Below are 19,018 nucleotides of genomic sequence, written 5' to 3' on the forward strand. Positions count from 1 at the left end.
ATGCCAACTGACTACTACGAGGCGCTCGGCGTTGACCGCAGCGCATCCACTGAGGACATCAAGAAGGCCTACCGCAAAAAGGCGCGGCGTCTGCACCCCGACGTCAACCAGGCCGACGACGCCGAGGAGCAGTTCAAGATTCTCGGCCGGGCCTATGAGGTGCTCTCTGACCCGCAGAAGCGGCAGAGCTACGACACCACCGGTGACCCCAACGGGCGTCCCGCCGGCTTCGGCGGGGCCGGAGGCGGCTTCGGCGGGTTCGGCGACATTTTCGAAACCTTCTTCGGCGGCGGCTCCGCCGGGCCGGCCTCCCGCACCCGGCGAGGTCAGGATTCGCTGATCCGAGTGCGCATCGATCTGCGCGACGCCGTCTTCGGTGTCACCAAAGAGGTGGAAGTGGAGACGGCGGTGACCTGCACCGTCTGCAACGGCTCCTGCATGCGCCCTGGCACCTCGCCGACCACCTGCCCGGACTGCCACGGAGCCGGCCAGACCCAGCGGCCCATGCGCTCCATTCTGGGCACCGTGATCCAGACTCAGACCTGTCCGCGCTGCTCCGGCTTCGGCAACATCATCGAAGACCCCTGCCAGGAGTGTGACGGTCAGGGCCGGGCGCGGGAGCGCAAGACCCTGAAGGTCAAAGTCCCCGCCGGGGTCGACCGCGGCAACAGGATCCACCTTGCCGGTGAGGGTGAGGCTGGCATCGCCGGCGGCCCCGCTGGTGACCTGTTCATCGAGATCGACATTCGCCCGCACAGCGTCTTCACCCGCCGCGGCAACGATCTCCACGCCACGGTCAACGTGCCCATGACTGCTGCCGCCCTGGGCACCCACATCAACCTGGACACCTTCGACGGCGAGGAGAGCCTCGAGGTCCGCCCCGGCACCCAGTCCGGAGAGGTGCTCACCCTGCGCGGCAAGGGCGTCACCCACCTGCGGGGGACCGGACGCGGAGACCTGAAGGTGCATCTGAAGGTCGAGACCCCGAGCAGGCTCTCCGACAAACAGAAGGAGCTGCTGCGAATGCTGGCCGAAGAGCGTGGCGAAAAGCCCGGCGAGTCCAGCACCGAGCACAAGGGAATGTTCGCCAAGCTTCGCGAGGCGTGGGAATCGGTGTGACCGCACCGCTGTTCCACCTGGGCCCGGGTGCGCTTGATCACGCAGAGCCCGGGGCCACTGTTGAGGTCACCGGTGCGGAGGGGCACCACGCAGCCACGGTGATGCGGCTCGGGACGGGAGAGCCCATTGTGCTCTCTGACACCAGGAGCAGGCGGGTTGACGGCGTCGTGATCCGGGCAGGCACCGGTGAACTCACCGTTCAGGTGCGCACCGTCCAGGATGAGCAGGTGCGGCCGCCGCGGCTGGTGCTGGTGCAGGCGCTGGCCAAGGACAAACGTGACCTCCAGGCGGTGGAGTCGGCCACCGAACTCGGGGTGGATGCGATCATTCCCTGGGAGGCGGCACGCTCGGTGGCCCGGTGGAAACCCGGCCGCGAGGTCAAGAAGCACGCCGAATGGGTCAGCACCGTGCGCAGCGCGGCCAAGCAGACCCGGCGCACCGCCATCCCGGAGGTGCGCGAGCTGCACACCACCGCCCAGTACTGCCAGCTGCTCCAGCGCAGTCCTACGGCCGCGGCAGTGGCCCTGCACGAGGTCGACCACACGCCGCTGCGCAGTGTGCTTGCTGAGCTGGCGCTGACTGACCTGACGGCGCTGCCGACGGAGCCGGAGATCACTGAACTGTACCTGCTGGTGGGCCCGGAGGGCGGAATCAGTACCGGTGAGCTCCAGCAGCTCACCGCAGCAGGGACTCTGACCGCCAGGCTGGGCCCGACCGTGCTGCGCAGCTCCACCGCGGGGCCGGCCGCGATCGCAGCGACCCAACTGCTGCTGGGCCGGTGGGACCAGCCGTAGGCACGCCGGAGGAACCCACGTATCCTAAAAGCACCACAGAACCCAACCAAGTGAGGCATCACATTACCGAGACTGTCACCCCCACGTCCTTCAAACGCGAGGTGCACTTCGCCGACGCCGAGACCATGTTCCGCACTCTCGGTGTGCAGGACGTGGCGCTTCAGATCCTCGCTGGGCTCTACCCGGAGGCCAGCATCGGACTCCGCGACCAGCTGATCACCGTCAGCGGGACAGCCTCCCAGGTCAACCCCATCGTGGAGGTCCTCACGCAGCTGAAAACGCTGGCCGCCTCCGGAACCACCGCCACCGAGGAGATCGTCGAACAGATCACCACCATGGTGCGCGCCCAAGACGCTCCCACCAGCGCCCGGATGGTCGCCACGAACATCCTCTCCCACCGTGGCCGCACCATCCGGCCGAAGACCGGCAACCAGCAGACCTACGTGGAGACCATCGACGAGGCCACCGTCATCTTCGGGATCGGACCGGCAGGCACGGGCAAGACCTACCTGGCGATGGCCAAAGCCGTGCAGGCGCTGCAGGCCAAGGAAATCAACCGGATCATCCTCACCCGCCCGGCCGTTGAGGCAGGGGAGAAGCTGGGGTACCTCCCCGGTTCGCTCAACGACAAGATCGACCCCTACCTTCGCCCCCTCTATGACGCGCTCTACGACATGATCGAGCCCGAATCGATCCCCCAGCTGATGGCCGCCGGGACCATAGAGGTCGCCCCGCTGGCCTATATGCGCGGGCGCACCCTCAACGATTCGTTCATCATCCTGGATGAGGCGCAGAACACCACCGCTGAGCAGATGAAAATGTTCCTGACCCGGCTGGGATTCAACTCCAAAGTCGTGGTCACCGGGGACATCACCCAGGTGGACCTTCCGCGCGGAACGGACTCAGGACTGCGCACCGTTCTGGACATCCTCGACGGTGTGGAGGACATCGCCATCACCCGGTTCGGGTCCCAGGACGTGGTCCGCCACGAGCTGGTGGGGCGGATCGTCGACGCCTACGAGAAGCACCAGAACGCCCAGCCGGCCAGCCACCGAGGGGGCGGCAGACGCCGATGACCGTTACCGTCGACGATGCCTCCGGCAGTCCCCTCATCACCGCCGAGCACTGTGCCGACCTCTTGGACCTCGTCGCGTTCCTCTACGCCGAACTGCATCTGAGGGCAGAGGTGGAACTCGCCGTGAGGCTGGTGGAGGAGCAGGAGATGGAAGACCTGCACCTGCAGTGGATGAACCTTCCTGGCCCCACGGACGTGCTGAGCTTCCCCATGGATGAGCTCACCGAAGGCACCCCGGAGGCGCCCGTGCGCACCGGAGTGCTGGGCGACGTCGTGCTCTGTCCCGCTGTGGCCGCCGCTCAAGCAGCCGCGGCAGGACACTCCCTGGGGGATGAGCTGCTGCTGCTCACCACCCATGGGGTGCTGCACCTGTTGGGCCACGACCACCACGAACCTGCCGAACGAGCCCGGATGTTCAGCCTGCAGGCACAGCTTCTGGAGAAGTACTTGGGACGGCCCAGTCCCGTGCCGACCGCGGGGGAGGGGACCCCGGGGTGATCACCGCACTGCTGATCGGCGGGGCCGTGGCGGCCGCCGGACTGGTCTTCCTGCTCTCTACCGCCGAGGCCGCCTTCATCCGGCTGACCCGAAAAGAGGCAGAAGACATTGCCGCCCGTGACGGCTCGCGGGCGGTGAAGCACATCCTGGGCCAGCCGGTGCCGCACACCCTGGCCCTGCAGATCTGGCGCTGGGTGCTCACCACAGCAGCCATTGTGCTGATCACCATCTCAGCGGTCCGGCTCACCGGTGATGTGGAACTGGGCGCGGTGCTGGCCGGGACAGTCCTGGCCGTGATCGGGGTGCTCACGGCAGCAGTCTCGCCACGGAAGATCGGCCGGGCCCACCACCTCCGGCTGGCCTCAGCCACCGCGCGGATGGTCCGCGGGCTGCGGATCTCGTTAGGGCCCATGCCGGTGTGGCTGGCGGCGGCAGGGGGCAGGATCCTCCCCGGCACTGCCAGTGACCAGGGTTTCTTCGACGACGACGAACTCCTGGAGTACATCGCCCGGGCCAATGAATCCGATGTCATTGAAGACTCCGAGGCAGAGCTGATCGAGTCCGTGCTGGACATGTCCACCACCCGGGTTCGGTCAGTCATGGTCCCACGGACCGATATGGTCACCGTGGAGGCTGATGCCGATCTCGACGAGGCCATGACACTGTTCCTGGGGTCGGGCTTCTCACGGATGCCGGTCACCCGCGGCTCCGCGGACGACATCACCGGCATGGTCTATCTCAAAGACGTCGCCTTTCTGGAGCACATGTTGCGGATCGGCCGGGCCCCCAGCGCCTACGCCGGGCGCACCTCTGCCTCGATCCGAGTGGAGGAGCTGCAGCGCGATGTCCGCTACGTGCCTGAGTCCAAGTCGGTCGGCGAGTTCCTGGAGGAGCTGCAGCGAGAATCCACCCACGTGGCGATCGTCTTCGACGAATACGGCGGCACCGCCGGCCTGGTCACCATGGAGGACCTCATTGAAGAGCTGGTCGGTGAAATCGTGGACGAGTACGACCGTGAAGATGCCGAGGTGGAAACCCTGGACGACGGAGTGCTGCGGCTCTCAGCGCGTATGAGCGTCGACGACTTCGCCGAGCAGTTCGGCCTGGACCTGGACCATGAGGAGGACGTGGACACCGTGGGTGGGCTGTTGGCCAAAATGCTCGGCCGGGTGCCGATCGCAGGATCCGAGGTGGAGATCGAGGGCGTGGTCCTCCACGCTGACCGGCTCGGGGGCCGCCGGAACCGCGTTACCCACGTCTTGGCCTGGGAGCACGAGGACCGCCGAGGTGCACGCGGCGGGGTCGGCACCGGAGACGAGGATGACGCCACCCGTGACGACTCCGACCGAGCGCCAGCCGAAGCTTCCAGATAGGTGGACCAGATGACAGATCAGCTGCTGCCGGAGTTCCCGGAGCACGATGAGGAGTACCGGGCCGGGTTCGTGTCCTTTGTGGGCCGCCCCAATGCGGGCAAGTCCACCCTGACCAATGCGCTGGTGGGTGAGAAGGTCGCCATCACCAGCTCCAAGCCGCAGACCACGCGGCACACCATCCGGGGGATCGTGCACCGGCCGCAGACTGCCCAGTCCCCGGGTGCGCAGCTGGTGCTGGTCGACACCCCCGGGCTGCACCGGCCCCGCACGCTGCTGGGGTCCCGGCTCAATGACCTGGTGATTGACACCCTGAGTGAAGTCGATGTGGTGGGCTTCTGCCTCCCCGCCGACGAGAAGATCGGCCCGGGGGACCGTTTCATCGCAGGCCAGCTGCACAAACTGCCGCACAAGCCGGTGGTGGCCCTGGTGACGAAGACCGACACGATCCCGCGTTCGGCGCTCGCCGAGCAGCTGATCGCAGTGGACCAGCTGGGCCGTGAGCACCTCTCCGGGGAAGGGCAGCAGGCGGCAGGTTTCAGCGCCATCATCCCGGTCTCAGCGGTCGCAGGCGAGCAGACCGATGTCGTCACCGACGAGCTGATCGCCATGATGCCGAAGTCGCCGCCGCTCTACCCCAGCGGAGACCTCACCGATGAGCCGGAGCGGGTGATGATTGCGGAGCTGGTGCGGGAAGCCGCGCTGGAGGACGTCCGGGACGAGCTGCCGCACTCGATCGCGGTCACTGTCGAAGAGATGCTGCCGCGTCCGGGGCGTCCGGAGGACAAGCCGCTGCTCGACGTTCATGCCACCATCCACGTGGAGCGCAACTCGCAGAAGGCGATCATCATTGGCCGTGGCGGATCCCGGCTCAAGCAGATCGGCAGCACGGCCCGTGAAGGCATCAAGAAGCTCTTGGGCACACCGGTCTACCTGGACCTTCACGTCAAGGTCACCAAAGAGTGGCAGCGCGACCCCAAGAAGCTCAACCGGCTGGGCTTCTGACTCCAGGGCCTGTCACCGGCGGCCGTGCCGAGTCACTGGGGACCTCCGCTCCCCGGGTCCGCTTTGGTGGCTGAGGGAGGGCGGCGGAAGGCCTGGCGGTAGGCGCGCCGGAACGTGCTGACGTCACGGAAGCCGCAGGCGTGAGCAGTCTCCGTCACGCCCCTGCCCTCTTGAAGCAGGCCGTGACCATACAGCAGCCTGGCTCGCCGGATCTCCACAGCGGGGGAGGTGTCGTGGGCGGAGAACACCGACTGCAGAGTCCGCAGCGACACCCCGGCCCGCTCAGCCAGCTGCTGCGGGTCAAGGGCGGGATCAGCGCAGTGGGATTCGATGTAGCTCCGGATCTGGTCAAAAGTCACCTTGCCCCCCGAGGTGGGCCCCAGGAGTTGTTGCGGCTGTGTAGCCCGGGGAGTGAAACTCAGCAGCTTGAACTGTGAGTCCGGAAGCTCCCGGAGCCTCCAACGGACCGGGACGGTCCGGCCCCGGCGGTCAATGAACTCCTCGGTGTGACTGCGCTGGACAGAACCCACCGCGTTGACAATGAGGCAGCTGTGCCCCGGGTAGGGCGATCCGTCGGCACGCCGAGGGTGCAGGGTCTGGTGGCTGGATCGACCGATGAGGCCGCGGCGCTGAGGATAGCCCAGCACCGTGGCGGCGGCTTCATTCACCAGCGCAACAGAGCCATCGGGCTCGATCAGCCACAGCGGCACGGGCGCGGCCTCGATCACAGAGTGCAGCAGCCCGGGGCTGTTGAGGTTCATGGTGAGTGCGTCCTTTCCCTGCCATAACGGCTGCTCCTGACACTATGAACGCCCTGTTTCACGCAACATACCTGAATGTTTCAGGAGGGTTAATTTGAATACATGAGCGTGAATTTTCGGGCGAAAGGCGCAAATTGCCTTGTTGTGGCGTTCGGTGCCGCTCTAGCTTGATGTCTGCACTGGAGCGGCACCGCTCCCACCCGCCAACGAGGAGTCAGAGACACAGTGAAACCCATGGTCAGCAAGCGCGACGCCGCCGAACACATCCGCCTCGCCCGGCACCGGGCGGGTTTGACGTGGGCCCAGATCGCCGACGAGCTCGGCTGCGACAAAGAGTGGAGCACCGCCGCACTGCTGGGTGGTCACCCCATGACAGCCAGCCAGGCAACCAAGGTCCAGGAGCTGCTGAACGTCGATGACGACGTCGTCGAAGCCCTGCAGATGCAGCCCTACCGGGGACCGCTGAACGACGATGTCACCACCGACCCCACCATCTACCGCTTTCATGAAGCGCTGACCGTCTATGGGCCCGCCATCAAGGAACTCATCCACGAGGAATTCGGTGATGGGATCATGAGCGCCATCAATTTCCAGCTGAACATCCAGCGCCGCCAAGACCCCGACGGTGACCGCGTCGTCGTGACCTTTGACGGCAAGTTCCTCGACTACAAGTGGTGACCGTGGGACACCGTCACCTCTCACGGCGCAAACTGCTGGCCTTCGGCACCGGGGCCCTGGGCGCCGGCCTGCTCTCCGGATGCGCGTCCTCTTCGGCAAGCCCTAACATCAACCCGCTGGGCGTGAACTTTGCCGCGTCGCTGGAACCCGCCGGTGAGCCTGAGATCCGGGACATCACCATCGGATTCGTGCCTATCACCTGTTCATCGCCCATCATCAATGCCGCAGCTATGGGCATCTTCGAGCAGTACGGCCTCAATGTGACGCTGCAGCGCTACACCGGCTGGGGCGAACTCTGGATCGCCTACGTCGCCGGAGAGCTCGATGCCACCCAGATGCTCATTCCGATGCCGCTGGGTATCCATCATGAGTTCGCGGCGGGCCAGCGAGATTCCCGACTGCCCTACATCACCAACGTCAACGGTCAAGCCATCACCCTGGGCACCCAGCACATGGGTCGGGTCCAGCACGCCGCAGATTTCCGCGGACTGACCATTGCAGTGCCGTTCGACTACTCGGGTCACAACCTGCTGCTGCGCGACTACCTCGCACTCGGAGGGCTGGACCCGGACTACGACGTCGGCATCCAAGTGATGCGACCCTCGGATATGGTCGCCTCGCTCAACGTGGGGGATATCGACGGCTTCCTCGCACCAGACCCCTTCAACCAGCGGGCGGTCGCCATCGGAGCCGGCTACCTCCACATGCTCTCCAAAGACCTCTGGGACGGACACCCGTGCTGCAGCTTCACTGTGGCCGATGACTTCGCCAGCGCATACCCGAACGCGTACTCCACACTGCTGCGCGCCATCGGCGACTCGGCGGTCTGGACCGACCAAGCCGACCACCGCGGCGTCGCCGCCGAGACAATGGCCGGGCGGGCTTTCCTCAGCCAGGACCCGGCGGTGCTCTCTGCGGTGCTCACCGGAGAGTTCGACGACGGTCAGGGCAGTCAGCAGTCCGTGGAGGACCGGATCGCTTTCCGCCCCTTCCCCCACGAAACCTACGCCATCTGGGCCCTGACCCAGCTGCAGCGCTGGGACCTCGCGCCCACCACCGGCTATCGCTCTGCCGCTGACTACCGCACGGCCGCCCGCGAAGTCCTTGACATCGAGACTGCCACCCCCATACTCCAAGCGCTCGGAGCTGACACCACACCGCGGCGGACCGAGTCCATCATCGGAAGAACTTTTGACCCCGCAGACCCCCTGCCATGGACTGAGAAACAGGTGAACGCATGAGCCTCCCCACCAGCACAGCCCCTACACCTCCCAAAGACAGCACCACGGCGCCCGAGGCGCTGCGGCACCGGTCCAGGCTCCAACGCAGCCGTAACCGGGTGCGGACCACCGCGCTGTTCCTCCTGTTCTTCATCGGGTTTGTCAGTGTCTGGCACATCACCACAGCAGGACTCGACGACGGCGGGCTCGCACCTACGCCAGCTGCCACGTGGGACAGGCTGACCGAAATGCTCACCGACGCCTTCATGCTCGACGGCCCCAATAATGTGGGCATTTTCTACCACCTGGTGGCGTCCCTGCAGCGGGTGCTGCTGGGCTTCGGGCTGGCCGCGCTCGTCGCGGTGCCGCTGGGCCTGCTGCTGGGGACGTCCCGAGTCATCAACGACGGTCTGGACCCATTCATCCAGGTGCTGCGTCCGGTCTCCCCGCTGGCATGGCTTCCGCTGGGCCTGGCACTGCTGCGCGATTCGCAGATGACCGCCATCTTCGTGATCTTCATGGCAGCCATCTGGCCCATTCTGATTTCCACCATCGACGGCGTGCGAAGAGTCAACCCGCTGTTCCTGGACTTGGCGAAGTCGTTGGAGACCGACACCAAGACACGCATCTTCAAGGTGCTGCTGCCGGCCACCCTCCCCGCGATCGTCATCGGGCTGCGCACCGCACTGTCCACCGCGTGGCTCGTCATTGTGGCTGCCGAGATGATCGTCGGCGGCCGCGGAATGGGTCACTTCGTCTGGAATGAGTGGAACGCGCTCAATACGCCGAGCATCGTGGTGGCCATCGTGATTATTGGCGGCGTCGGCTTCGTGCTCGACCGCTCCATCGCCCAGCTTCAACGCCTTGTCCCCAAAGCCTGAACACCTAAGGAGAGACTGACATGCCTGACATGATGACTGCCCTGAGCCCCACCCAGCTGGAACGCGAACCCGTGATGAAGATCGAAGGCATCACCAAAGGGTTCAACGACCGGAAGAAAGGATTTCAGCCTGTGGTGGGAACCACAGACGTGGATATCCACGAAGGCGAGTTCATCACCATTATTGGGCCCTCCGGATGCGGAAAGTCCACGATTCTCAAGATGATCGCCGGACTCGAGTCAGCTGACGAGGGAACCATCCGGCTGGCCGGCCGCCCCATTGACGCTCCCAGCCGCGAACTCGGGATCGTGTTCCAGCAGCATGTGCTGCTGCCGTGGATGTCCGCGAGGCAGAATGTGATCTTCGCCCTGGAAACTGATCCCCGCACCAAGCGCAGCAAACAGGAATTGGCGTCGCTGGCAGACGAATACCTCGATCTGGTCAACCTCAGCCATGCAGCCGACCGGCGGCCTCACCAGCTCTCCGGAGGGATGCAGCAGCGGGTAGGGATTGCCCGGGCCTTTGCCCTGGAGCCGCAGGTGATGCTGCTGGACGAACCGCTCGGAGCGCTGGACGCGCTGACCCGGCACGAACTTCAGCTTCAGCTCCTTGACCTCTGTGAGAAGCAGAAACGGACCTTCATCATGGTCACTCATGATGTGGACGAGGCGCTTCTGCTCTCCGATCGGATCCTGGTCATGGGCGCCGGGCCCAGCGCACGCATCGTGCACGACATCTCGGTGCCGTTCTCCCGACCCCGCGAGGTGGAGAATCTCGACCAGGATCCGGCGTACCACGAGCTGCGCCACTTCCTGCTGAACTCCCTCACCGGGCACTGAGGGTGCTGCGGGGGACCGACTCAGCTGAGGCGTCGTCGTCATATGTGTTAGATTCACAGGGTGCAGACAATTGGGCAGCGCGCGCTACTAGAGCTACTGCTTCTCCGCCGCAGCGGGGAAGAGCTTGCGCCGCGCTGAGCCACGGGCAAGAGCTTCCTGAGGCCGGATCCCCGCTGCGGAGTCCTACCGGATACTGATCCGGGTCACTCGGCCTTCACCGCAAAGCACCCCCAGACTGAAGGACCTCCGCCATGCGCAGCACACAGAAACCCTCTCCAATGCCGTACCACCGGTACCTGCCGTTCCAGGACCAGATCACCGTCTCGCTTCCCGACCGGACCTGGCCGGACCAGCAGATCACGTCGGCGCCTCGGTGGTGCGCGGTGGACCTGCGTGACGGCAACCAGGCACTGATCGACCCGATGAGCCCGGAGCGCAAGCACCGGATGTTCGATCTGCTGGTCAGCATGGGTTACAAAGAGATTGAAGTGGGCTTCCCCTCCGCATCGCAGACCGACTTCGACTTTGTCCGGCAGCTCATTGAGCAGGACAAGATCCCCGAGGACGTCTACATTCAGGTGCTCACCCAGTGCCGCGAGCACCTGATTGAGCGCACCTTCGAGGCGATTGCTGGGGCGCCCCGGGCGATCGTCCACCTCTACAACTCCACCTCGATCCTGCAGCGCGAGGTGGTCTTCAAGCAGGATCGCGCCGGGATCGTGGACATCGCCACCACCGGGGCCCGGCTGTGCAAGAAGTTCGAAGAGCAGCTGATGGCCGACCACCCGGCCACCGACGTGGTCTACCAGTACAGCCCGGAGTCCTTCACCGGAACGGAACTGGACTTCGCCGCGCATATCTCCAACGAGGTGGTCGGAGTTCTCGGCGCCACCGCCGAGAAGCCGGTGATCGTCAACCTGCCCGCCACGGTGGAGATGGCCACCCCTGACGTGTACGCGGACTCCATCGAGTGGATGCACCGCCACCTGCATCCTCGTGAGGCCATCATCCTGTCGCTGCACCCGCACAATGACCGGGGCACCGGCGTGGCCGCTGCGGAGCTGGGCTACAAGGCGGGTGCTGACCGGATTGAAGGCTGCCTGTTCGGCAACGGCGAGCGCACCGGAAACGTGGACCTGGTGACCCTGGGCATGAACCTCTTCAGCCAGGGGGTGGACCCGCAGATCGACTTCCGGAATATGGACGAGATCCGGCGGACTGTGGAGCACTGCAATCAGATGCCGGTCCCGGAGCGTTCACCCTACGGCGGGGACCTGGTCTTCACGGCGTTCTCGGGCTCGCACCAGGACGCCATCAACAAGGGGTTCGCGCATATGGATGCCCGCGCCGCGGCCGAGGGGCGCCCGCGCGAGGACATCACCTGGGGCGTGCCCTATCTGCCGATCGACCCGAAGGACATCGGCCGCAGCTACGAGGCCGTCATCCGGGTCAACTCCCAGTCCGGCAAGGGCGGGGTCTCCTACGTGCTGAAGGCCGAACGCGGCATTGACCTGCCGCGCCGGGCGCAGATCGAGTTCTCCGGGGTCATTCAGCGCCGGGCCGACGTCCAAGGCGGCGAAGTCACCCCGGACGAAATCTGGCAGATGTTCCAGGACGAGTACCTCCCCGTGGAGGAAGGCGGCAAGCAGTGGGGGCACTACCGGCTGGGCACCGTGGAAACCTCCTCCACTGCCGACGGCGGCTTCTCCATGGACCTGGAGCTGAAGACCAACGGCACCATGCGCAAGGTCACCGGTGTGGGCAACGGCCCGATCGATGCCCTGCTGCGCATCCTGGCTGCCGACGGTGTGGACGTCCGCCTGCTGGACTACACCGAACACGCCATGAGCTCCGGCGGCGACGCCCAGGCGGCGAGCTTCGTGGAACTCGCGCTGGGGGACCGTGTCCTCTGGGGTGTGGGGATCGACTACAACACCACGTTGGCCTCCCTCCAGGCGGTCTTCTCCGCGGTGAACCGGGCCCTCCGCGACGCCTAAGCACCCGGCCCGCGGCCACCTCGGCCGGGGCGGCCACCTCGGCAAACCTGCCACCCGGCTGATCCCACCGGCCGCACCTCCGCCTGCCCCCACCCGCCGGCCGCCCGGCCTTCTGGCCCCACCGGCCCGACCTCGCGACCCCACCGGCCCGGCCGGCCCGGCCGTGGGGACCGGGACCCACCCCGCGCCACGCCACGAATGTCAATTCCGTGCGTTCTCAGCCCCACGCCCGTCCCTGAGAACGTCGGATCTGACATCTGTACCGGGCGGCGCGGCGATCGGGATGCGGGGTTGGAGAGCGTCCGGGTGTTGGAGAGCTATCTGGGTACGGGGTGGGAGGCCGCGGTGAGGGTTGGAGAGCGCCTGGGCGCAGGAGGAGCCGCCGGAGCTGGGCGCGGGGCGGGCAGGGATGGAGCTGCAACCCGCCGCCCGGGGTTCACTCGCCGACCGCGGTGCCCACCGGCCCGGCGACCCACTGGCCGCGGTGCCGGCCGATCCGCCCACTCGCCGGCCGCGATGCCCACCGGTCCGCCGACCCGCCGGCCGCGGTGCCCACCGGTCCGCCAGCCTGCCGGCCTTGGGCGGTGGCGCTGCCACGCAGCACGGCCCTCGTCATATGCTGAGAGGCATGGTCGGCTCCACCTTCGCCTCGCGCAGCTATCGGGACATCGGGATTGTGCTGCGCACCCAGAAGCTCGGCGAGGCGGACCGTATCATCACCGTGCTTACGGCGTTCAACGGACTCGTGCGCGCCGTCGCCAAAGGTGTGCGGCGCACCTCCTCCAAGTTCGGCGCCACCCTGGAGCCATTCATGGTGGCGGACGTGCAATTCGTCCACGGCCGCAACCTGGACATCGTCACGCAGGCTCAGTCCCGGAGCTCCTACGGCACGATGATCGCCGCAGACTATGACAAGTACACCGCCGCCTCAGCCATGTCAGAGGTCGCCGAGCGGCTGACCGACACCGGCGCCCCCGCCGAACGGGCGCAGTTCGATCTGCTCCATGGGGCCTACTCGGCCCTGTCCCGGGGCGTGCACAGCCCGGACCTGGTCCTGGGGTCCTACCTGCTGCGCGCCCTGAGCGAAGCAGGCTGGGCGGTGACCTGGACCTCCTGCGTCAGCTGCGGAGAGCCTGGCGCGCACAACGGATTCCACCCCTCCGCTGGTGGCCCGGTCTGCTCGGCCTGCCGTCCCCCCGGCACCCGCAACCTGCCCACCGGCACCGTAGAGTTCCTCCACGCGCTGCAGCATGGCCAGTGGAGCGCCACGGGTTCCGCAGCGGCGGACATCCGTCATGAGGCGGTGGGGGTGGTCACCGACTACACCCAGCATCATCTGGAGCGGAGGCTGACCTCCCTGCGGGCCTTCTCGCACTGAGCCTGCAGGAACACTGGCACAATGAACCCTGTGACTTCCCGTGGACCCCAGCACGACGCCGCCCGCTACCAGGATCCCTGGCCGCACCCTGGGGGAGCCACCGCGCCCGCCTTGCCCGCTGAGCTGATTCCGCGGCATGTGGCGGTAGTGATGGATGGAAACGGCCGCTGGGCCAATCAGCGTGGCCTGCCGCGCACTGAAGGTCACCGGGCCGGTGAGCACAGCCTGATGGAAGTGATGGCAGGCGCCATCGATATCGGCGTCGAACATGTCAGCGTCTACGGCTTTTCCACCGAGAACTGGAAACGTTCACCCGAAGAAGTGCGCTTCATCATGAGCTATTCGCGGGATGTGCTGCGCCGCCAGCGTGAAGTCCTCAACTCCTGGGGGGTGCGCATCCGCTGGAACGGCCGGCAGCCCAAGCTGTGGCGTTCCGTCATCAAGGAGCTTCAGGCAGCGGAGGAGCTGACCCGGAACAATACGGGGGTGACGCTGACCATGTGCGTGAACTACGGAGGCCGGGCGGAAATCACAGACGCCGTCCGGCGAATCGCTGACCGTGCCGCACGCGGTGAGCTGGACCCCAAGAGGATCCGCGAATCCACCATCTCCGCACACCTGAACCAGCCTCACGTGCCGGATGTGGACCTCTTCCTGCGCTCATCAGGGGAGCAGCGGCTGAGCAACTTCCTGCTCTGGCAGTCGGCATATGCGGAGTTCGTCTTCATGGACACGCTCTGGCCGGATGTTGACCGCACCACCTTGTGGGAGGCCATCGAGGTTTACGCCCAGCGGGACCGGCGCTACGGCGCCGCCGTCGACCAAGTCCAAGACAGCTGAGAGCTCAGCCGACGTAACCCCGCAACCATTTGGACGTCTCCCGGAACGCGGAATTGCGCACGTCCTCGGCTGAGGCGAACACATCGTGCATCGCCCGGGGGATCCGCACGATTGTCACCATGCGGCTGAGCTTATGCGACCGGCGAGCCAGCAGTTCCACATCCAGCACGCTGTCGCTCTCCTGGAACTGCTCGTTCCACTGGGTGCGGATGATGGACTTCTCAGCCAGCAGCACCAGAACCGGAGTGTCCAGGTTCAGGCCTTGGCGCACCCGGCGATGCCCAGCGAAGACCGCTTTCAGCCACCCCATCGTCATCGGAAATGAGGCACGCGGCCGCCAGCGCGGGTGCAGCTCCCACTCACCCTGGGCTTCGACCGAGAGCGACTGCCAGTAATTCTCCGGCCGGGGCACCTTCAGCTCCGCGGTCGGGTTCACCCGAGTCAGCGGCGTAACAATGCCCTCCGCAGCAGCTCGCGCAGGGGAGTGGCCGGCCAGCTCCAACCATGGGGAGTTCAGCACCAGCGCCGAGGTGGCCTCCGGGTGCCGTTCGGCCCAGAGCGCGGCCACCAGCCCCCCGGTGGAGTGGGCGTTGATGACCGGAGCGGGAAGGTGGGGATTCTCCGCGGCGATCACCGCACAAGCGGCGTTGATCTCGGCGTCGTACTCAGTGAGGTCCTCAATATGGCCCGGCGTTTGGTGTTCGCGCAGGCTTCGCCCGTACTTCCGCAGATCCAGAGCGTAGAAGCGGTGGCCCCGCCCGGCCCACTGGTGGGCCATCGGCAGATTGTAGAAATAGTCGGTCCACCCGTGGATCTGCAGCACCGGCGGCAGCGCGGCCTCTGGCTCCGGGTCCTGCTCGCAGCGCACCAGGGTCGCGCTGACTGGACCCTCAAAGTCCTCACCCAGCGGCAACGTCATCCGCACGCAGCCCGAAAGGTAATCCTCCACCCATTCCTCCGCAGGAGTGTCCTCCAGCAGCTGCTCGCCGGGGGTGTCCGGCCCCATCGGCACCGCCTCGGCAGGGTGGTCAACGGTCTCATTCTGCGCCGCGTCCGCGGTAACGCTGGAGGGCTTGCGAATCTCTTCCTCGTGCTCGACCGTCATAAGACGAAAGTCTAGCGAAGCACGCCTGGGTGTCAGCTGGGTGGGGGATAGGATCGGGGGCATGCCGGTTCCTGTGTATCAGCTCGCCTTCCGCCACCTGTTCACCCGCATGGACCCCGAGCGTGCGCACCACCTGGTGGTCGCTGGTCTGCGGTGGGCTCACCGGTGCGGCGCCGGGGTGCTGCTGGAGAAGATCACCGCGCCAGATCCCGCGCTGCGCACCGAAGCGCTGGGCCTCACATTCCCCTCACCGTTCGGACTCGCCGCCGGTTTCGACAAGGGCGCATTCTCCGTGCTGCCGCTGGCCGCGCTGGGGTTCGGGCATATCGAAATCGGCACCGTGACCGCCCAAGCCCAGCCGGGCAATCCCGCTCCACGTCTGGTCCGACTGGTGAAGGACCGGGCGCTGATCAACCGGATGGGGTTCAACAATGACGGCGCCGGGGCCGCGCGGCGCAGGTTGGAACGCACCGCGGAGCGCATCACCCGGCTCAAACGCGCTGGGCGGCACACTCCGGTGGTGGGTGTGAACATCGGCAAGACGAAGATCGTGCCGCTGGAGGGGGCGGTGGACGACTACCTGCACTCAGCCAGCACGCTGGCGCCTGTGGCGGATTACCTGGTGGTCAATGTCTCCTCACCCAATACGCCGGGCCTGCGGCAGCTGCAGGACATTGAGGCGCTGCGCCCCCTGCTGCGCGCAGTGGGAGACGAGGCCGACGCCGCCGCGGGGCGGCACGTGCCCCTGCTGGTCAAGATTTCTCCCGACTTGGCAGACGCCGATGTCGACGCTGTGGCGGACCTGGTCACCGAGATGCGCCTGGACGGCATTATCGCCACGAACACGACCATCTCCCGCCAGGGCCTGCGCAGTCCGGAGGACGAGGTGGCCGCCGCAGGTGCCGGGGGGCTGAGCGGACCCGTACTCAGCGAGCGTTCCAAAGAAGTCCTGGTGCGTCTACGCAGCCGGTTACCGGAGCACGTCACGGTGATTTCCGTGGGTGGCGTGGTCAGCGCTGAAGATGTGAGCGAACGGCTTCGTCTGGGGGCGACGCTGGTCCAGGGCTACACCGCGTTCGTCTACGAAGGGCCGCTCTGGGCCCACCGCATCAACAAGGGACTGAAGAGGATACGCCGGCTGACCGCGGTCTAGCACGGCCGCCGGCGGTCAGGCCGGGGCCCGCTAACTGGGAAATTCGCCTCGGTTGACCATCGGCTTCGGCAGGCGTAGTCGACGCATCTGCAGCGTGCGCATCGCGGCGTAGAAGCGCGTGCCCTTCTCCACATTTCCGGGACCGAACTTGGCCTCCAGTCCCTGACGGACCTTCCGCCCCACCCAGAACAACTCGACGAAGACTGCCAGCATCAGGATGAACAGCAGGTAGGAGGTCAGTGCCCGCGTCTCGTCGGTGAGAAGGAAGGAGGCGAAGAGGAAGATCAGCACCAGAATGAGCAGCCATTCGCCGATGCCGTGCCGGGCATCCACGTAGTCGCGGGCCCACCGCTTCTGCGGCCCACGGTCGCGCACTGGGAGGTAGCGCTCCTCCCCGGTCTCCATCGCTTGGCGCATTTTCGCCCGCTGCTCCTGGATGGCCTTTCGCTGAGCTGCGCGGGCTGCCTTGCGGTCATTGTGCACCAGCGGGCGCCGGCGCGCAGCTTCCTGATCCCGGCGCTTCGGGGTCGGGACCCCTTTCTTCTCCGGGGTACGTCGCCGCTGATCGGCGGGACGCGCATCTGCCTCGGGGGCGGGGGCAGCCTCTTCGTGGGCGGCGCCGTCGGACTGACTCTTTTTTCTGAAACCAAGCACCTGACCAGTGTACTGGCGCGCTCGAGACTGCGGGAATGACGTGGTGGGACCCGACGTTGGTACTGTGCATAGAGGCACTGGCTGCAGACCATGATGTAAGGGGAAACAATGAGCACTGCCACACCGGAAACCACCGCGTCCGACAACACCGCCGAAATCCGCGGCTCCGAGGTAGAGGGTTTCGCCGCCCACAAAGTCGAGCTGTCTGAGACGGCCAGCCAGAAGGTCAAGTCGCTCCTGGAGCAGGAGGGCCGGACCGATCTGCGGTTGCGCGTGGCAGTCCAGCCCGGCGGTTGCAGCGGACTGATCTATCAGCTCTACTTCGATGAGCGCACCCTGGACGGTGACGCCCTCCGCGAGTTCGACGGCGTCGAAGTCGTCGTCGACAAGATGAGCGTGCCGTACCTGGAGGGGGCCTCCATCGACTTTGAGGACTCCATCTCCAAGCAGGGCTTCACCATCGACAACCCCAATGCTGGCGGCTCATGCGCCTGCGGGGACTCCTTCCACTGAGTGCACTGAGCTTCTACTACGTAATGTAGAAGTCATATTGAAACCCGCGTCCCCCGGTGGGGCGCGGGTTTCTGCGTGTGAGGAGTAGCTCGCGGGGTGTCGCGGTCCAGCGCTCCCTCTACATCTCGTAGTAGTCTTAGCTCCAGCGTAAAGATGTCGCTGATCACTGCCCTGGCAGTGGTTGAGACCCAAGTGATAGTGCGCGATTCACTCGCACACAACTGAAAGAGGAAGGGCCGTCTGTGAGTTCTTCGCAGAAACGAACCGGCAGCTTCAGCCGCATGGCGAAGTCGCTGGCCCTGGCCGGTGTGGCGCTCCTTGTGCTCACCGCATGTGCAGAGGATAACCCTGCGCGCCGCGGCTGGCTGCCTGGTGACCGCGACACCACGTCCAACACACCCGAGATCACGGACCTATGGGTCAATTCTTGGATCGCCGCTCTGGCCGTGGGTGTGCTGACCTGGGGGCTGATGCTCTGGTGCATGGTCGCCTATCGGCGCAGAAAAGGGGAGACCGGCTATCCCCGCCAGCTGGCTTACAACATCCCACTGGAGATCATGTACACCCTGGTGCCGCTGGTCATGGTGGCGGTGTTCTTCTTCTACACGGACCAGGTCCAGCGCTCGATCGATGAGCCCTACGAAAATCCCGATATGACCATCGAGGTCTACGGCAAGCAGTGGTCGTGGGACTGGAACTACACGTACACGGCAGCCAACGGCACGGAGTACGAGGTCTACGACACCGGGGTCCAGGCGCACCTCACCGGAGAAGAAGGTGTGCGCGAGACGCTGCCGACCATCTACCTCCCGGTCGATCACGACATCACTTTCGAGCTGAAGTCCCGCGACGTCATTCACTCATTCTGGGTCCCGGCCTTCCTCCAGAAGCGCGATATGATTCCCGGGCGCACCAACTATATCTATCTCAACCCGCAGGAAACCGGCGTTTTCGACGGCAAATGCGCCGAGCTCTGCGGGGAGTATCACTCCGAGATGCTGTTCAACGTCGCTGTGGTCGAGGAGGAGGAGTTCACGCAGTACCTCGACGGACTCAATGAAGGTCACCTCGGCGATGAGTACAACCGCAACCCCAATCTCCACGACTCCGACGTTCTGACCGGAGGGGACGACTGATC

Annotated in this window: 20 protein-coding genes; 16 read left to right on the plus strand and 4 right to left on the minus strand. The window is 65.8% G+C overall.

Features of this window, described 5'->3' with window-relative positions; translation table 11 throughout:
* Genes dnaJ through era form a run of 6 tightly spaced genes read left to right on the plus strand, consistent with a single transcriptional unit; the run spans window position 1 to window position 5,861 of the window.
* Window positions 1-1,119: a molecular chaperone DnaJ gene (dnaJ, locus tag FEF27_RS01825; RefSeq protein WP_138169126.1), complete on the plus strand. Its 1,119-nt coding sequence runs from the start codon at window positions 1-3 to the stop codon at window positions 1,117-1,119.
* Window positions 1,116-1,913: a 16S rRNA (uracil(1498)-N(3))-methyltransferase gene (locus FEF27_RS01830; RefSeq protein WP_138169127.1), complete on the plus strand. Its 798-nt coding sequence runs from the start codon at window positions 1,116-1,118 to the stop codon at window positions 1,911-1,913. The genes dnaJ and FEF27_RS01830 overlap by 4 nt, the downstream gene beginning before the upstream one ends.
* Window positions 1,914-1,963: 50 nt before the next feature.
* Complete coding sequence (locus FEF27_RS01835) at window positions 1,964-2,989, plus strand: PhoH family protein (protein WP_424991660.1); 1,026 nt, start codon at window positions 1,964-1,966, stop codon at window positions 2,987-2,989.
* On the plus strand, window positions 2,986-3,486 hold the full coding sequence (gene ybeY, locus FEF27_RS01840) for an rRNA maturation RNase YbeY (protein WP_138169128.1): 501 nt from the start codon (window positions 2,986-2,988) through the stop codon (window positions 3,484-3,486). Before FEF27_RS01835 ends, ybeY begins: the two co-directional genes overlap by 4 nt.
* Complete coding sequence (locus FEF27_RS01845) at window positions 3,483-4,859, plus strand: hemolysin family protein (RefSeq protein ID WP_138169129.1); 1,377 nt, start codon at window positions 3,483-3,485, stop codon at window positions 4,857-4,859. The genes ybeY and FEF27_RS01845 overlap by 4 nt, the downstream gene beginning before the upstream one ends.
* 9 nt (window positions 4,860-4,868) lie before the next feature.
* Entirely contained in the window at window positions 4,869-5,861 is a 993-nt protein-coding gene (gene era / locus FEF27_RS01850; RefSeq protein WP_138169130.1) for a GTPase Era, read from the plus strand.
* A 32-nt stretch (window positions 5,862-5,893) separates the two neighbouring features.
* Here the strand turns inward: era and FEF27_RS01855 are convergent, their stop codons facing one another.
* Window positions 5,894-6,622 (minus strand): AraC family transcriptional regulator, encoded by a 729-nt coding sequence (locus FEF27_RS01855; protein WP_138169131.1) that lies wholly within the window; start codon window positions 6,620-6,622, stop codon window positions 5,894-5,896.
* Window positions 6,623-6,856: 234 nt separating this feature from the next.
* Between FEF27_RS01855 and cynS the strand changes: the two genes are divergently transcribed.
* From cynS to leuA, 5 genes are all read left to right on the plus strand, one after another.
* Window positions 6,857-7,300, plus strand: a complete 444-nt coding sequence (gene cynS, locus FEF27_RS01860; protein WP_208009578.1) for a cyanase — start codon at window positions 6,857-6,859, stop codon at window positions 7,298-7,300.
* Between the two features lie 2 nt (window positions 7,301-7,302).
* Window positions 7,303-8,541, plus strand: a complete 1,239-nt coding sequence (locus FEF27_RS01865) for an ABC transporter substrate-binding protein (RefSeq protein WP_166429879.1) — start codon at window positions 7,303-7,305, stop codon at window positions 8,539-8,541.
* Window positions 8,538-9,401: an ABC transporter permease gene (locus FEF27_RS01870; protein ID WP_138169134.1), complete on the plus strand. Its 864-nt coding sequence runs from the start codon at window positions 8,538-8,540 to the stop codon at window positions 9,399-9,401. Before FEF27_RS01865 ends, FEF27_RS01870 begins: the two co-directional genes overlap by 4 nt.
* 20 nt (window positions 9,402-9,421) lie before the next feature.
* Complete coding sequence (locus FEF27_RS01875) at window positions 9,422-10,240, plus strand: ABC transporter ATP-binding protein (RefSeq protein ID WP_208009580.1); 819 nt, start codon at window positions 9,422-9,424, stop codon at window positions 10,238-10,240.
* Window positions 10,241-10,491: 251 nt separating this feature from the next.
* Entirely contained in the window at window positions 10,492-12,237 is a 1,746-nt protein-coding gene (leuA, locus tag FEF27_RS01880) for a 2-isopropylmalate synthase (protein WP_138169135.1), read from the plus strand.
* Window positions 12,238-12,673: 436 nt separating this feature from the next.
* Here the strand turns inward: leuA and FEF27_RS01885 are convergent, their stop codons facing one another.
* On the minus strand, window positions 12,674-12,853 hold the full coding sequence (locus FEF27_RS01885; protein ID WP_138169136.1) for a hypothetical protein: 180 nt from the start codon (window positions 12,851-12,853) through the stop codon (window positions 12,674-12,676).
* 12 nt (window positions 12,854-12,865) lie between these two features.
* On the opposite strand from FEF27_RS01885, the gene recO reads away from it, so the two are divergent.
* Window positions 12,866-13,615, plus strand: a complete 750-nt coding sequence (gene recO, locus FEF27_RS01890; RefSeq protein WP_138169137.1) for a DNA repair protein RecO — start codon at window positions 12,866-12,868, stop codon at window positions 13,613-13,615.
* A 21-nt stretch (window positions 13,616-13,636) separates the two neighbouring features.
* Window positions 13,637-14,455 (plus strand): isoprenyl transferase, encoded by an 819-nt coding sequence (locus FEF27_RS01895; RefSeq protein ID WP_138169138.1) that lies wholly within the window; start codon window positions 13,637-13,639, stop codon window positions 14,453-14,455.
* A 4-nt stretch (window positions 14,456-14,459) separates the two neighbouring features.
* On the opposite strand, the gene FEF27_RS01900 is transcribed toward FEF27_RS01895, so the two are convergent.
* On the minus strand, window positions 14,460-15,560 hold the full coding sequence (locus FEF27_RS01900; protein ID WP_243728965.1) for an alpha/beta hydrolase: 1,101 nt from the start codon (window positions 15,558-15,560) through the stop codon (window positions 14,460-14,462).
* A 61-nt stretch (window positions 15,561-15,621) separates the two neighbouring features.
* Here FEF27_RS01900 and FEF27_RS01905 point away from each other — a divergent pair, with 61 nt between their 5' ends.
* Window positions 15,622-16,713 (plus strand): quinone-dependent dihydroorotate dehydrogenase, encoded by a 1,092-nt coding sequence (locus FEF27_RS01905; protein WP_138169139.1) that lies wholly within the window; start codon window positions 15,622-15,624, stop codon window positions 16,711-16,713.
* Between the two features lie 30 nt (window positions 16,714-16,743).
* On the opposite strand, the gene FEF27_RS01910 is transcribed toward FEF27_RS01905, so the two are convergent.
* The gene (locus FEF27_RS01910; RefSeq protein WP_138169140.1) at window positions 16,744-17,367 is read right to left on the minus strand and encodes a DUF3043 domain-containing protein; all 624 of its coding nucleotides are present in this window, start codon (window positions 17,365-17,367) and stop codon (window positions 16,744-16,746) included.
* 108 nt (window positions 17,368-17,475) lie between these two features.
* Here FEF27_RS01910 and FEF27_RS01915 point away from each other — a divergent pair, with 108 nt between their 5' ends.
* Both FEF27_RS01915 and ctaC read left to right on the plus strand, forming a co-directional pair.
* Entirely contained in the window at window positions 17,476-17,880 is a 405-nt protein-coding gene (locus FEF27_RS01915; RefSeq protein ID WP_138169141.1) for a HesB/IscA family protein, read from the plus strand.
* Window positions 17,881-18,161: 281 nt separating this feature from the next.
* Window positions 18,162-19,016: an aa3-type cytochrome oxidase subunit II gene (gene ctaC / locus FEF27_RS01920; protein ID WP_138169325.1), complete on the plus strand. Its 855-nt coding sequence runs from the start codon at window positions 18,162-18,164 to the stop codon at window positions 19,014-19,016.
* The last annotated feature ends 2 nt before the right edge of the window (window positions 19,017-19,018 follow it).

It is taken from the genome of Nesterenkonia sphaerica (genome assembly GCF_005771565.1).
GTDB classification, from domain to species: domain Bacteria; phylum Actinomycetota; class Actinomycetes; order Actinomycetales; family Micrococcaceae; genus Nesterenkonia; species Nesterenkonia sphaerica.